Consider the following 13673-nt stretch of genomic DNA (forward strand, 5'->3'; position numbering starts at 1 on the left):
GGAAGAGGCGGGTCGTGATCCCGTCCCCTCGAAGAGGGTCAACACCCGGGCCAGAGGGCGGTGGACTTCGCCCGCACCGTCACGAAAGCCGTCCCCCACCAGCGGGGACGGTCCCGATACGGCTCCGGCCGTGGAGGGACGGGACGTCTCACTCCTCCGGACCCCGGGGGTCGTGCCCCCGGGCCGTACGGCCTTCCGCCGTGATCTCATGCCCCGCGCGCCCGGACGCGGTCGACTGCCGGCCCACGGCTCGTGCCGCCCGCCCGGCCACGGCGGTCGGGCAGCACGAGCGGCCCCTATCTGGCGGTGGCGGGGAAGCCCACTCCGGTCAGGCCCTCCGAGATCCCCCACGGTTCGCGCCCCGTCCCGGGGTCGGCCGCCGCGGCGGAGAGGGATGCCCGTGTGGGCACACCGCGGAGCTCGCCCATGCCATCGGGTCCGATGAACTCGCCTCCTTCCAAGCCCGGTTCGGTCGCCGCGTACAGCTGCGGGAGCGCGCGCCCCGCTCGGGGCGCTGGGCGAGCAACGGGTTGCCGATGCGGCCGAGGAGCAGCTTGACGAGGCCTGAGGCGTCGCGGGTCTGGAGCCGGGTCGCCGTGTAACCGGAGTGGGCGAGGACGCTTCGGACCGGGCTGCCGGATCCGCTCAGGCGGCGGTGCAGTTCCTGCCCGAAGACGGCGTTGGCGAACTTGGACTGGTTGTAGAAGGTCATCACCACCCGGAGCTTCATGCCGTTCGTGTGGTACCGGATTGTACTGGGCATTGTGCTGTTTATGCTGGTGGGAGCCGGTGCGCTGAGCCCGCACGCGGGCGAGTCCGGCGGCTGACAGGGCCGCCGCACGGGGTCGCGATCTAGCGCTTCCGTGCACCTGATTGCAGCATCACGCCATGATCATCTCCCACTATTCTCCCAGTCGTCTCCCACTGGGGAGGGGGGATGCGCCCCACGAGGGCGTGTGCGTCCGCAAAGTAGGGGGTGACGCGGAAGGGCCCGCACGGCTAAGAGAAGCCGTGCGGGCCCTTGCCGAGCGCGGCCATCGCCTCGGCGAGTCCCATGCCGTGGCCGGGACAGGGAGCCCGGCGACGGTGGGGACGTCGGTGCAACCGGCCTTCTTCCCGGCAACCAAGGCGCGGATCTGGGCCTTGGTTGCCGTCCCGCGCAGCGGTATCGCGGAGCCAACTCAGGTCGTGTCCCCCGTCGTGGTGTAGCCGATCACGGTCCGTTGCCTCCGCTTCGGAGCCGTCCGGGACGTGCCGCTGCGGTCCGTCGTGCGATCACCGCTGGTCCCGGCTCGGCGAGCCCCAACAGGGCCGCCGGCGAGGGCGAATCGGGCCACGACCTGCGGATTCCGCCAGCTTGATCGGCTACACCACTCGGCGGGACGCCATCCCAACTCAGCCCACGCATTGCCCTCGTCCGCATGTCCAGAGGCGCCCGCGCCGACGAGTTTACCGCGGCGGCGGACCGTTCCGACTTTCCTGCCGGTTGATGTCGGCCGGTGATCGGCCGCGTCCAGCTGCTCGGCGAACGGGAGGCCGCCGCCATAAGTGGGAGGGCATGCCCTCCAGCCCGCACCACCCCGCACCCGCGCCGAAGAACCTCTCGGGCGCGGACGCCGAGGACCTCGCGCTGTACCGGGAGAAGTTCCGGTGCCGTCCGCCGGAGTCGCTGGACGAGTTTCACGGCCCGACCCAGGGGGTCGTCGAGCTGCCGCTGCACCTGGCCTGGTCCGGGATGACCTCGTACGACCCGGGCAAGCCGCGCCGGCGTATGGGCCTGCACCACACCGTCCTGCACGAGGGGCTGCGCGAGGACCTGCCCCGCTCCCTCGACCGGGACCCGCTCCTCCAGCTGTGGCCGGTGCTGCGCACCCTCGTCGGGCGTACCGTGCGCACGGTACGGGAAGACGCCTTCCCCCAGCTCACCTCCCGCACCCGGGCAGCCGCGTGACGGGCATGCCGGAGCCGCACACACGGCTCCTGGCGGATGTGATCACCCTCGGCTCCCCCGTACCCCCTGGTCCTCTGGTCCTCACCGGCGGGTACGCCGTGCGGGCGCACCGTCTCGTGAACCGCCCCAGCCAGGACCTCGACGTCGCCACCGAGAACCCGGCGCCCATGGCCGACATCGCGGCTACGCTGCGCGCCGGCCTGGAAGCCCGCGGCTGGAAAGTGCACGCGCTGGAGACCGCCCCGCTGTCCGCCCGCTTCACCGTGACCGACCCGGCCACCGGGCAGGACTGCGAGATCGACATCCTCAAGGAGATCTTCTGGCGGCCGGTCGCCCAGAGCCCGTACGGGCCCGTCCTCGCGGAGGAGGACGTGATCGGGACCAAGGTCCGCGCCCTCGCCGACCGCGGAGCGCCCCGTGACCTGATCGACGTGTTCGCAGCCTCCCGCCGTTGGAACACCGCCGATCTCGAGGAATTCGGCCGCCGCCACGCTCGCGGCCGCTTCGAGCGCGAAGACCTGCAGGCAAACCTCGCCGGATCCGAGTGGACCGACGACGAAGCCTTCGCCGCCTACGGCCTGGACCAGGCCACCGTCACCACTCTTCGTGCCTGGGCCGTGGAGTGGGCCGACGACCTCGCGGCCCGACTCCTCGAAGAGTCGGATGATCCGGACATCGACTGATCACGACTGACCGACCACCGGAAGCGAGAGCCTGGGGAAGCCAAGCGAGGGACAAGTACGCGCTACTGGAGCCGGCCACCGGTACGCCCCGGAAGGGGTGCTGCGGCCGGACTGATCCCGCTGGCACGCGAAGAGTCCGAATGGAGCCTCTCCCCTGCCTCCCATAAGATTGAGGTGTTCCTCGGGAGGTGCTTATGGAGCAGGCCTGGGAGGACGGTCGCCGTGACTGGCGACCTTGAGCGTGGCCAGGCGGACTTCGCCGGACGGCGGTGGGCCAAAGCCCATAAATCCACGGACGCCTGCATGACCGACCTGGGCGCGCTGCGCCGACAGCTGGGTAAGCAGATGGAGCTGCTGGAGGCGCACATGCCCGGCGGCGCCCGTACGCACGATCAGAAGGCCGCTCTGCGCGGCCTCATGCCCGTGTTCGCGATGGCCCCGATCCCGGCGGCCTACCTGGCCCGCATCCCGTATCCATGGCCCTGATCTACGGAAGGCACGACCTTCAGGTCGGGTTGAAGGTGGCCGAGGCCGCGAGCGCCCGCCGCGGATGGCCGCTGCACGTGATCGAGAACGCCGCCGACGACCCCGCCTTCGAACAGCCCGACGCCTTCCTGGAAGGGCTGCGGATGGAGATCTGCGTCCCGCTCTGCCCTCAAGCCGCATGACCACACGGAAAACGACCGACCGCACAAGAGTCAAGCGTAAGAGGAGGCAGTAATGGTGATCGCCATGCTTGTGGACAACCCCCATGGTTCACAGGAGATCTACGACAAGGTCCGGGAGCAGCTGGGCCTGCAGGACAAGCCCGCCGGCGGCATCTTCCACGCCGCGGGACCGAGCCCCACCGGTGGCTGGCGGGTCATCGAGATCTGGGAGTCGGAGGAGGAGGCGAAGCGATTTGCCAAGGAGCGTCTTGCCCCCGCTCTCCAGGCCGCCGGCATGCCGGGCCCGCTCTCGCCCCCGCAGTTCTGGCCGATCCACACCTACATGTCATGACATCACATGACAGTGAAGCCCCGGTGCTCCGCCCCGGGGCTTCTCCAGGACACGAGCTCCGTCGTTTGCCCGCGTCACGGTGCGCCCGCCGCACGACACTGCTCTCGTGAGGCGACGCACCTGCGTATGCGACGCGACGTCCCCCGGCTCCCACCGCTACTTGACGCGGTCCCGCCGATCCGGGACCTGCAGGTCCTTGATCGGCAACGTCATCCGCGAGATCCGACCCTTGCTCGTGGAAGGCGGGCTCGCTCCTCCTCCGGCGGCCATCCGTTACCGATCCACCTCAGATCTCCTCGCCGCCGCACGAAGCGAAGACGACACACCGACAGGTTGGTTCCTTACGGCTCCAATGAACGCGACAGCACTGGTAGGCGGCGCCGAGCATGACCTTGCGGACCGCCTTGACCAGACCGGAGTGGTGATCGCCGATGACCAGGCGGACCCCAGTCAGGCCCCGCTCGCACAGCGAGCGCAGGAACCCACTTCAGAACATCTCACTCTCGCTGTCGCCGACCATCAGCCCGAGGACCTCGCGTCCGCCGTCCTGCGTGATGGCGATGGCGATGGCGGTGACCACGGCCTGCGAGACGATCTGGTGGTTCACCTGGGCCTTGCAGTAGGTGGCGTCGAGGTAGGTGTAGGGGAAGCGGGTGAGGTCCGGGGGCCGTGTGCGGAACGCGTTCAGTTCGACGTCGAGGTCGCCGCAGATTCTGGAGACCTCGCTCGTGGGGATTTCGGTGTCGCCGCCGAGGGCTTTGACCAGGTCGTCCGCGCTGCAGGTGGACACTCCCTGCACGTATGCCTCCATGACGACCGCGTAGAGGGCCTCGTCCATGCGCCGTCGGCGTTCCAGCAGGCTGGGGAAGAACGACCCGGTGCGGACCTTGGGGATCGCCAGGTCCAGGTCCGGCCTGTGTGGTCAGCAGCTTCGCCCGGTGCCCGTTGCGCATCGTCGTGCGCGTCTCGGGGTGCTCCCCGGGTTCCGCACCGATGTGGGCCGTGGCTTCGGCCTCGATGAGTTCCTTCAGGATCCGCTGGGCCAGGACCCTGATCAACTCGATTCCGTTCGCCGTACGCAGTGACTCCATCAGGCGGAGCAAGTCATGCTGGGACAAGGCCATCACGTCACCTCTCACGTCAACGAGCTTCGCCACTCGGAGAGTTGCGCGATGGCTGCCCCATGACCAGGGACCATGCAGAGATCGCTGTTACACCACGTCGTGGGACGCCACCCAGTCGCGGCGAACGCCTCCGCGTCCCGTGGCTTGATCCGGTTCAGAGGCCGACAGTCCACGACCAGCCCGGTACCGTCCGCCTTTCGCGCGAACCAGTCCGGAGCGTGCGAGCGGCGGCGCCCGCCGGATGTCCAGAACAGCCACATCGGCTGCGACGCGAATGCTGTGACCTGCTGGTCGAAGTCCAACAGCATCGCGTGATCCCGTTCCAGCCAGGACTCGTACCCGACGTGCCGGCCGAGTGTGGCCGCCCACCACAATCCCGGATAGTTGCGCTGGCCCTTCCACGACGGGAACGACCTCACCGGGCGGCAGCCCTCGAACGGAACCGCCGCCGCGTCGCACAGGTCTACGCGGTGTTCACCACCGTCCCGGTCGATGTATGCCACCTCGAACCCAGCGCCGGAGAAGGGACGCCCCCGGTCACCGATCTCAGAACCGCACCCATACCTCCACGGTGGCAAGCTACGAACCACCTTGCTCGCCACCTTCGCCAGATTCACCGGGACGAGCGGTTCATGGTTCGCCAGTTCTCACAGGAAGACCTGGCCGCCTCGGTTCAGGTCGCCGTTCGGGGAGCCTGCTCGTTCACGCGGCCCTCCCACACCCCTACTCAGAACCCGTCGCCCCATCCGAAAGTGACGTTGTACGCGCGCTGGAGTGCGTGTCGGCCGTGGTCTCCGTCGGCGTAGGCCCATGCGAGGGCTGCGGAGAAACCAGAGCAGAAAGACTCCGCCGCCCGGCCCGGCCGCACCCACGACAACACCGCCGCCCGCCACGACCACATCCTGGCCCACCCGCGCGCCGCCGGCCTCGGAGCCTTGGCCGACCCCGGCTCCCGCGGCCTGGACAACGGCATCCTCGACCCCGTGATCGTCACCGGCTACGCCGCCAGCCGCACCCCAGGCGAGAAGGACGCCAATCGCGTCCTCGCCGTGGGACGAGCGCCGGTCGAGCGCGGCTTCGCCCACCTGAAGAACTGGCGGATCCTCACCAAGCTCCGCACCGACCCCGCCCGAGCCACCCAGCTCCTGCGAGCCCTGCTCGTCCTGACGAACCTCGAGGTCAACAGGTGACAGCGGGATCCCCTCGACCGACTGCCCAGGAACTGCTCGTCCGCCCGGTCACCGCAGGACGGATCGGTCCACCATGCCGGATCCCGTCAAGAGCTCGATTTCCTCCTGCGGCCGGAAACTGCCGTCTGTTGCCAGCCGCGCACGGTGTGTAGTTTCTCAGCGACATGTTGCACGAGGAGGGGAATTGTCGATGCCTGCGGTGAATCCGGAAGTGGGCTACTCCTACCGGTTGAAGAACAAGCGCACGGGCCTCTACCTGACCAGCGCCGACTTCAGCGCGAGCACCTACGCGACGATCTACCCGTCGGTCGCGAGTGGCCAGGGCCGGCTGTCGCAGACGTGGAACGTGCTGAGCCTGGACAACGGCGAGTACCTGATCGAGCAGAAGGTCGGCGGGACGATCCTGACCGCGGACAACTACTCCAGCGGCGCGGTGCGGGTGAACCTGGACAACCCGCAGAACACCGCGAACACCACCGTCCGCAACAGCCAGATCTGGATCCTGCGCCCGGAGGGGACCGGGTACACGCTCAGCAACAAGAACGGCGGCCTGTTCCTCACGCCCGACGGCTTCGGCAACGGCAACGGCCAGGTCAACAAGTACTACCGGGTCTCCGGCGCGGACGGGGACTCCCAGATCTGGGAGCTGGAGCGCGAGGCCAGCTACGACCGGATCATCAAGGCCGAGGTCGGCCCCACCAACTACGGCGCCAGCCCTGTGCCGGCCCCGACCGCCTACACCCGGCCCAACCCCGACGCGACCCCCGAGGTCCTGATCGGCACCACGATCCTGCCCTCCCCGCTGGTCACTGACGCCGCCCTGGGCCAGGCCCGCAAGGCCCAGGAGAGCCCCTACTACCTCCTCAAGCGGTACGGCTTCTACAAGGTCGTCTACTACTACGACCACAGCGGCCAGATCGCCAAGACCGAATCCCAGAGCACCACCGTGGGCATGTCCACCACCAACGCCCGCGAAGTGGAGACCACCACCGGCATCTCCGTCACCGCCACGACCTCGATGGAGTACAAGGGCTTCTCCGCCTCCCTGAGCACCACCGTCAGCTACCAGCTGCGCACCAAGGTCGCCACCGAGACCACCCAGGCCAGCAGCACCACCGTCACCGTCGAGCGCTCCTACCCCGCCAACGGCAAGCGGCTGGCCCAGAGCATCTGGTTCCGCGCCGACCGCTACGTCCTGGAACGCACCGACGGCAGCAAGGTCATGGAGTGGCAGACCACCACCGACCAGGACACCGTCGACAGCGTCTACCCACCCGCCACCGGCTGACAGCCACAGCGACGAACTGATCGGCGGCCCCTCCGCAGCAGGGCCGCCCGTGCCACGGGCAGCCGTCGGCGGATCATCGGGACCCTTGGTTTCGGCCATCCGCCGACGGCTGCCGTTCTCTGTGCACCACAGGCCGTGCCCGTTGGCCGGCGGGGTGCGTTTCACGTACAGGAGTACCCGATTGCCGTGTGCAGGTGGCTACCAGAGTCAGGTCTTCGCCGCGGGCGGGAGTCCCTTCCCCTTCACTGTTCGGGGTCTGGAGGACGCGGCGCGCGCGGCGCTGCCGCGGCCCCGTTTCGACTACATCGCGGGCGGTGCCGGATGGGAGCGAACCGTGGCGGCCAACGAGGACGCCTTCGCGCGATGGGGTCTGAACTACCGGGTCCTCCGCGACCACCGGGCACCCAGCCATGCCCACACCCACCCTGACCTGCTGTTATTTACGCGTCAGAGTCAAGCTTAGCCCAGAGGATCTTGACCTGGCGGATGGCCCATGCCTTCCCCTTCCGCCAGATGACGTCAATGATGGCCACGATGGCGGCTGTGGTGAGGACGGCCAGCACCGTGCCGAGGCTCACTCCGAGTCCAGCGGAGGCAACAAGAGCTGCCACGCCCATGCGTCCGTCGAGGTCGAGCATGTTGACGGGGTCACCGCACACGTATTCGTAGTTGTTGCAGCTACCCGCTGACAGGATCGATCGACAGGAAACGTCCTGTGGCCGAGTTGTACAGCCTGACACCCATGAGGGTGAGTCCGGTCACAGTCTCACCAGACCGCTGGTGGGCGCCGAGCCAGTCGTAGCGGACGTCTGCCTGACCGGCCCGGGGGTTGCCGTACTCGTCGGCGTCGAGCACCGTGGGCGCGACACCGGCGGCCAGCGGGAGGAGCAGGCTGACGTCACCGTGAACGTTGGTGAGCTGCAGGACCGTGCTGCCAGTCTTGGCCGTGGTGGCGGCCAGTCGGCCGTCGAGGCCGGTGACCATGCGCGTCAGCGCGCCGGCACCGTTCGCCTGTCGCCCTGTCGCCCTGTCGCCCTGTCCGCCTCGGGCCGTACCCGGGCGAAGTCAGACCGGAAGGGTCCCCACCAGGTGAGAGGTGACGGAGCAGACCCAGGCCCCTCCAGCGGAGGTGCGTGCCGGGTGAGGGGCGACGTGGTGGTCGGGGCAGAGCGGCCAGATGAGCCGATCCGTGTCGGCGAGGAAGCACTGCACTCCCTCTGCCGCCTCGACCGTGATGTCGACCGGGTCGACGCCCCGCACCCTTTCGTGCCCGACGGCGAGATGGCCGGTCAGTTCGCGCTCGCTAGGGGGTTCGTAGAGCACTGGTACGTCGAGGGTACGGCCGGTGTCGTGGTGGACCTCGGCGAGTAGCGCGGCGACAGTCCGCTTGGCGTGCTCCTGCCGGTACGCACCAAGGAGAGGGGCGAAGCGGGCGGGATGCATGGAGCCATTGTGCGTGAAGGTCGTCCAGAGGAAGTCGAGAAGTTCCGGCGAACCGAGGTGGTCCTCCAGGTCGATACCGAGGTCGTCGGCGAGCGAGCGGAGCCAGGCCCGGAACGCCGGGTCGTCCGCTGCCAGAGAGGTTTCTGAAGACATGTCGCTCCACGAAAGCGTCCCGGCCGGCGTGGGCCGCCGGCCGGGACTCACGGTTCATCAGGAGTAGCGGCCTCCGCCGCCGAAGTTCTGTCCGACACTCCAAGCGTACTGGCGTCCACGCCAGGTCGCCGTTCCGTAGGCGGAAAACATCACGGAGTCACCGGGGTCGAGGCGGCAGTTCCAGAAATAGCACTTGTACCAACCGCGGCCCTTGGAGTAGTTATTCGAGTACCAGGCGCCGTGGAAGTTGTAGCTCCCGAGCTCACCGTGGCGGTACTTGTCCGACGTGACGTACTGTCCGCGGATGTGGATGTACCACTTGAATCCGCTGTGGATCCAGGCGGTCCCCCAGGACTTGCGGAAATGGAAGTCCCAGTTCAGCGAGCAACGCCAGCTGCTGTCGCAGATGCGCCGGATGCGGACGCACACATCCTGGCGGCACTTCGACTGAACGCGTTCCTTGAGCCGGGTGCCGTCGAGGTCCTCCTTGTTCTGAGGGTCGGCGCACGCGTAGTCGTAGGCGTTGCAGCTGCCGCCGTTCATCGGGTCGGCCGACAGGAAGCGCCCTGTCTGCGGGTTGTACAGCCGCATGCCCATCAGGAGGACGCCGCTCAGCGTCTCCTTGGACCGCAGATGCGCGCCCGTCCAGCCGTATCGGGCGGCCGTACCGCCGATGCGCGGATTGCCGTACTCGTCGTTGTCGAGGGCAGTGGGCGCGACAGCGGTGTCCAGGGGCAGCGCCAGGGCGATGTCCCCGTGGAGGTTGGACAGCTGCAGGACGACCTCGCCCGTGCCGCTCGTTGTCGCGACGAGGCCCGTCGAGGCGGACGCCACGTTACGCGTCAGCTTGCCTGTGCCGGTGTCCTCGGTGATCCAGCGGGGCGCGTCCCCGTCGGCACTGTAGTGGTTGACCTTGCTGCCGGTCCTGATCCAGGTACCGGCGTTGTCCTTGTCGACCGTCCAGGAGCGGATCCGGCGAGTGGCGTCGAGCTGGAAGGTCTGCCGCTGGCCGCTGGCCGTCTGCTGGTGGACGCGATCGTTGGCGTAGTAGCCGAAGGTGCCGTGTCCCGGGACGGAGGTGGTGCGACCGAGGGCGTCGTAGGCGTATCCGGAGTCGACGAGCCGGTCGGCACTGTCGTACGTGTACGTCTTGGTGGTGCCGCCGGCGGCAGGGCAGTCCGTGCCGGGGGCTCCGGCGGCTGTGGTGACACCGGTGCGGTTGCTGCGCTTGTCGAAGGCGTACGTTCGCCGGGTGCAGACCGTGTCGGACGTGTCCTCGACGGAGGTGAGCCGTCCGGCCGCGTCATACCGGTATGCCTGGTCGGACCAGCCCGAGTGGGTCATGTTCTGGCCGTGGACGGAAACGGTCACGGAGTCGGAGTAGACCGTGGTGCCGTCGCTGTCACGAGTGTAGATACGGCCCGTCGCGTTGCCAGCCGGGTCGGTGTCCTGCCGCACGGAGTAGCCGCCGGGCAGCCGCTCGACCGTGACCGAGCCGTCCGGTCCGTACGTGGCGGTGAACGTGCCCGCCACCGAGTCCGTCATCGAAGTGACCAGACCCCGCGGTTCCGTCGTGGTGTCGTAGACGTATGTCACCGTCGAGGGAGCGGAATCAGACACTGAGGCGGTCCGGCCCACCAGGTCGTAGGCGGTGGTGGTGGTTCCGCCGTCGGCGTCGGTATACGAGATCGTCCGACCCAGCTCGTCGTAGGCGCGGGTGACGGTTCCACCGGCCGGAGTTGTCGTCCGGGTCACACGGCCGGTGGCCGGGTCGTACTCGGTGATCATGTCTGGCACCGCCTGGCCGAGACCGCCGGTGACGGCCTCCTTGGTCTGGCGGCCCGCGGCGTCATAAGTGACGGTCGTAGTACGGGTGACACCGTTCGCGGTCTCGATCGCCCGGGCGGGATTGCCCCACCAGTCGTACTCGGAGGTGGTGTCGATCAGCTCGGAGGGCTGGGTACCCGCGTTGGCGATCGCACCGGCCGGACCCGACCAGCAGAGCAGGTCCGCCCACTCGGGACGGCCCTTGCAGGAGCCGGTACCGTCGGCCGCCCAGTAGGCGTTGACCTTGCTCGCGGCGTCGTTTCCGCTACCGCCCGGGAGGACGGAGGAGACAACGCGTCCTTCGGCGTCGTAGCCCCAGCTGCTGGTGATGTTCAGCCCGTCGGAGTCCTGGATGAACAAAGTCCTCAGACCCTTGGCCCAGTCGTACTGAGTCTCGTCCACCCGCTTCTCGCCCATGACGGAGTCGTAGCCGCGCAGGCGTGCGCCCCTGATCTCCAGGGTGACCCGGTCGCGAACCGTGGCGGAGCCGTCGGTGGGACGCCCCTCGTCGTACTCCTTCACCGTCCAGTCCTGGGCTGGGACCGACGTGCCGGCGGCGACGAGTGTTGTCGTGCCCTCCTTCAGGTCCGCGGTGAGGTCGATCCGGCGCAGCGGGCCCCACGACTCCAGCTCCCGCAGGCCGTTGTCGCTGTACAGCGTACGGCTGGACAGCAGCCCCGCCCGCTCGGCGGATGCGAGTGCCGCGATGCCGAGGTCCTGTTGGACGGCGCGGTCCGCGGCCGTGAGTCCGAGTGCGACCGCGCGGTTGGACGCCGTCAGCTCACGGACGATGTTGCCGAAGCGGTCGTACTCGGTGGTGGTGACGTGGCCACCCGGGGTCACGGTGTTGGCCAGCTGCCCGGACACGCCCAGATAGTGAATGCCCGCCCGACGGTAGTCGGTGGCGGTAAGGGCGGATCCGTCGTGCGCTGCGGGCACCGCGTCGGCCGGGAAGACCGCCGTGGCGTCCGTCGGGGATTCCTGCTGACCCCAGGTCCGCGTCTGCGTCGCGCCCATCTGGTACGGCGCCGTGGACCCGGTGAGCGGCACGCCGTAAACGATGCTCGACGTCGCGGTTCCCTCCAGCGTGCCCGGCGTGCCCTGCTTCAACGCCGGGCGGGACACCTTGAGCAGCATGCCGTCACCAGCGGTCGCGGCCTGTCCGGCCTTGCCGTACGTGAACGTCCACGGCAGCTCCCCCGGTGGGGTGAGGCTGGTGACACGGCCTGCGGCGTCGTAACCGTAGACGGTCTTGAGCGCCGGGGTAATCAGAGGGTTCCACGCCTCACGCAGGCGCCCGGAGGAGTCGTAGGCGTATGCCTGGACGGTCTTGGCCGTGGCGGAGGCGGCACCGGGCTCGGTGGCCCACAGCCGGAGCTGCTTCACCTGGCCTGCGTAGTCACCGGGGGTGGTGTCGGTGGCCGTGGTCGCGGTGGCGTAGACGTACTCCAGGCTCCGGCAGCCCTTTGTGGAGGGGGTCGCGGCGCAGGTGGCACCGTTGGCGGCCGAGGTCGCGCCGATGGCGCGCTGCGGCCGGGCCACCTTCTTACCGTCCACTGTCACGACCTGGGAGACCACGGTAGACGTAGAGTTCGTGAGGCCGTTCTGCAGAGTGGTGGAGACCTGCCAGGTTGGGACGGCGGGGTCCGGCTTGGTGAACGTCGTCACCGTACCGTCGGTGTCGGAGAGGGTGAAGGAGCCGGTGACGCTGCCGATGAGGGTCAGCCGCTCGGAACCGGGCTCGGGTATCCAGCCGTTCCGCGTCGCGTTCGCCGTGAAGTGGACCTCGGAGCCGTCATCGTTCACGACCGCGACAGCGGTGTCCGAGACGCGGCGGACATGGGCGTACGACGTCTCCGCATCGGCGGCGACGCCCGCGACCCACTCCTTGCCGAAGATCGGGGCCTGCCCCTCCTGCGCTCCACCCTGGCCGGGCGCGCGGGAGGAGACGGAGCGGGTCACGCTCAGGTCGAACGCCGAGACATCGCCGGAGGACAGCGAGTAGTCGCCGGTCAGGAGGTTCAGCGAGCCGGGGCCGATCTGCTCGTCAGCAGCGCCGGAGGCGTTGCGGTCCACGACCGCAGGGAGAGGTTCACTGGCTCCCGTCGCTCCGTTCGGGCCCGTGTAGGTCGCCTGGATCTGGATGCTGCCGTCGGGATCGACAGTGTCGGTCGCGTTCCAGACCAACGGGGCGTTCTTGCCGTCGACCAGCGGGAAGGGCCAGGCGGTGAGAGCGGTGCCGTCCGAGGTCACGTGTGCCGGCGGGATCGGTGTCCAGGCGTCGGCCTCGGCACGTCGCCACGAGAACGACACCTTGTCGTACTTCGTGGCATCGGCCTCGGTGACCAGCGGCAGGCGGCGCGCGGTGCGCTCACCGTCGGCCGGCTGGAGGAAGCCGCCGGGGCCGGCGTGGAAGACGTACTCGATCGACTCGGACTTGTTGTCGGCCTTGTCGACCTGCCGTACTTGGAGCGCGTGGCTGCCGTTCTCGCTGGGCGTGACGGAGAATGCCTTGGCCGCGGTGGAACCGCCGGTGGCGACCTTGGTCCAGGTGTCGCCGTCCAGCGACCACTCCAGCCAGTTGTGATCAGTGCCGTTCGGGGTGACGGTGAACGTGCCCGCCTGCCCGGCGCCCTTGACCCACGCCGAGGACGGGTAGTCCGCCGACGTGACCGCCGTCGGCGCGGAGGGCGCCGTGGTGTCGACCGTGAAGGTCTTCCACGCCGACCAGCCGAGGTTGTAGTGGGTTCCGTCGTACGGGCTGCTGCGGAACTGGTACGTCTTGCCGTTCGTCAGCACGCCGGCCGGTACGACGACCGGGGCGGGCTGGCCCGAGGGCACGAACGCTGAGCGCAGGACGGCGCCGACCTGGGTGCTCGTGGCGGTGTCGTAGATCTGGTACGCGCCCTGGATCTTGTCACCGTTGGGGTCGACGAAGGTGTCACGCAGGGTCGGTGTCACCGTGTTGACCACGTAGGCGCCGTTGTAGGAGAAGAACGGCGGGCCGGCTTCCTG

At 68.8% G+C, this 13673-nt stretch carries 11 protein-coding genes and 5 pseudogenes; 9 read left to right on the forward strand and 7 right to left on the reverse strand.

The window, feature by feature from the left end:
• Positions 1-296 precede the first annotated feature (296 nt).
• A pseudogene (locus ACFW2Y_RS21145) lies at positions 297-712 on the reverse strand (short-chain dehydrogenase); the annotation flags it as partial.
• On the opposite strand from ACFW2Y_RS21145, the pseudogene ACFW2Y_RS21150 reads away from it, so the two are divergent.
• From ACFW2Y_RS21150 to ACFW2Y_RS21175, 6 genes and pseudogenes are all read left to right on the forward strand, one after another.
• Positions 705-827: pseudogene (locus ACFW2Y_RS21150) on the forward strand (undecaprenyl-diphosphatase); the annotation flags it as partial. The pseudogenes ACFW2Y_RS21145 and ACFW2Y_RS21150 overlap by 8 nt on opposite strands.
• Positions 828-1558: 731 nt before the next feature.
• Complete coding sequence (locus ACFW2Y_RS21155; RefSeq protein WP_384881290.1) at positions 1559-1951, forward strand: hypothetical protein; 393 nt, start codon at positions 1559-1561, stop codon at positions 1949-1951.
• Positions 1952-1956: 5 nt separating this feature from the next.
• A complete protein-coding gene (locus ACFW2Y_RS21160; RefSeq protein WP_384881293.1) occupies positions 1957-2634 on the forward strand; it encodes a nucleotidyl transferase AbiEii/AbiGii toxin family protein in 678 nt (225 codons plus the stop codon).
• A gap of 222 nt (positions 2635-2856) precedes the next feature.
• Positions 2857-3120, forward strand: coding sequence for a hypothetical protein (locus tag ACFW2Y_RS21165; protein ID WP_384881296.1), 264 nt, complete (start codon positions 2857-2859; stop codon positions 3118-3120).
• Complete coding sequence (locus tag ACFW2Y_RS21170; RefSeq protein WP_384881299.1) at positions 3111-3302, forward strand: hypothetical protein; 192 nt, start codon at positions 3111-3113, stop codon at positions 3300-3302. The genes ACFW2Y_RS21165 and ACFW2Y_RS21170 overlap by 10 nt, the downstream gene beginning before the upstream one ends.
• 52 nt (positions 3303-3354) lie before the next feature.
• The gene (locus ACFW2Y_RS21175) at positions 3355-3633 is read left to right on the forward strand and encodes a hypothetical protein (protein ID WP_384881301.1); all 279 of its coding nucleotides are present in this window, start codon (positions 3355-3357) and stop codon (positions 3631-3633) included.
• 343 nt (positions 3634-3976) lie between these two features.
• Here ACFW2Y_RS21175 and ACFW2Y_RS21180 read toward each other — a convergent pair.
• Positions 3977-4757 (reverse strand): annotated as a pseudogene (locus ACFW2Y_RS21180) (IS256 family transposase); the annotation flags it as partial.
• 11 nt (positions 4758-4768) lie between these two features.
• Positions 4769-5260, reverse strand: coding sequence for a TnsA-like heteromeric transposase endonuclease subunit (locus tag ACFW2Y_RS21185; protein WP_384881303.1), 492 nt, complete (start codon positions 5258-5260; stop codon positions 4769-4771).
• A 354-nt stretch (positions 5261-5614) separates the two neighbouring features.
• On the opposite strand from ACFW2Y_RS21185, the pseudogene ACFW2Y_RS21190 reads away from it, so the two are divergent.
• From ACFW2Y_RS21190 to ACFW2Y_RS21200, 3 genes and pseudogenes are all read left to right on the forward strand, one after another.
• Positions 5615-5947, forward strand: a pseudogene (locus ACFW2Y_RS21190) (transposase family protein); the annotation flags it as partial.
• 190 nt (positions 5948-6137) lie between these two features.
• Complete coding sequence (locus ACFW2Y_RS21195; RefSeq protein ID WP_384881305.1) at positions 6138-7235, forward strand: hypothetical protein; 1098 nt, start codon at positions 6138-6140, stop codon at positions 7233-7235.
• A 154-nt stretch (positions 7236-7389) separates the two neighbouring features.
• Complete coding sequence (locus ACFW2Y_RS21200) at positions 7390-7698, forward strand: alpha-hydroxy-acid oxidizing protein (RefSeq protein ID WP_384881313.1); 309 nt, start codon at positions 7390-7392, stop codon at positions 7696-7698.
• Here ACFW2Y_RS21200 and ACFW2Y_RS21205 read toward each other — a convergent pair.
• The 4 genes and pseudogenes from ACFW2Y_RS21205 to ACFW2Y_RS21220 form a co-directional block, all read right to left on the reverse strand.
• Positions 7676-7873, reverse strand: coding sequence for a hypothetical protein (locus ACFW2Y_RS21205; protein WP_384881316.1), 198 nt, complete (start codon positions 7871-7873; stop codon positions 7676-7678). The two genes, ACFW2Y_RS21200 and ACFW2Y_RS21205, sit on opposite strands and share 23 nt — an antisense overlap.
• Positions 7853-8234: pseudogene (locus tag ACFW2Y_RS21210) on the reverse strand (RHS repeat-associated core domain-containing protein); the annotation flags it as partial. The pseudogene ACFW2Y_RS21210 and the gene ACFW2Y_RS21205, both read right to left, overlap by 21 nt.
• A gap of 66 nt (positions 8235-8300) precedes the next feature.
• Positions 8301-8831, reverse strand: coding sequence for a hypothetical protein (locus tag ACFW2Y_RS21215; protein ID WP_384881308.1), 531 nt, complete (start codon positions 8829-8831; stop codon positions 8301-8303).
• 57 nt (positions 8832-8888) lie between these two features.
• A partial coding sequence (locus tag ACFW2Y_RS21220) for an RHS repeat-associated core domain-containing protein (protein ID WP_384881310.1) occupies positions 8889-13673 on the reverse strand: 4785 nt, incomplete at its 5' end.

It is taken from the genome of Streptomyces sp. NPDC058877 (assembly GCF_042742855.1).
Classification (GTDB): Bacteria; Actinomycetota; Actinomycetes; order Streptomycetales; family Streptomycetaceae; genus Streptomyces.

What these genes read in the sequence shown, in the direction of transcription:
- ACFW2Y_RS21170 (WP_384881299.1), top strand. Translation starts at nt 3,111, where the DNA reads ATGGCCCTGATCTACGGAAGGCACGACCTTCAGGTCGGGTTGAAGGTG.
- ACFW2Y_RS21155 (WP_384881290.1), top strand. Translation starts at nt 1,559, where the DNA reads ATGCCCTCCAGCCCGCACCACCCCGCACCCGCGCCGAAGAACCTCTCG.
- ACFW2Y_RS21215 (WP_384881308.1), bottom strand. Translation starts at nt 8,831, where the DNA reads ATGTCTTCAGAAACCTCTCTGGCAGCGGACGACCCGGCGTTCCGGGCC.
- ACFW2Y_RS21160 (WP_384881293.1), top strand. Translation starts at nt 1,957, where the DNA reads ATGCCGGAGCCGCACACACGGCTCCTGGCGGATGTGATCACCCTCGGC.
- ACFW2Y_RS21195 (WP_384881305.1), top strand. Translation starts at nt 6,138, where the DNA reads ATGCCTGCGGTGAATCCGGAAGTGGGCTACTCCTACCGGTTGAAGAAC.
- ACFW2Y_RS21175 (WP_384881301.1), top strand. Translation starts at nt 3,355, where the DNA reads ATGGTGATCGCCATGCTTGTGGACAACCCCCATGGTTCACAGGAGATC.
- ACFW2Y_RS21205 (WP_384881316.1), bottom strand. Translation starts at nt 7,873, where the DNA reads ATGCTCGACCTCGACGGACGCATGGGCGTGGCAGCTCTTGTTGCCTCC.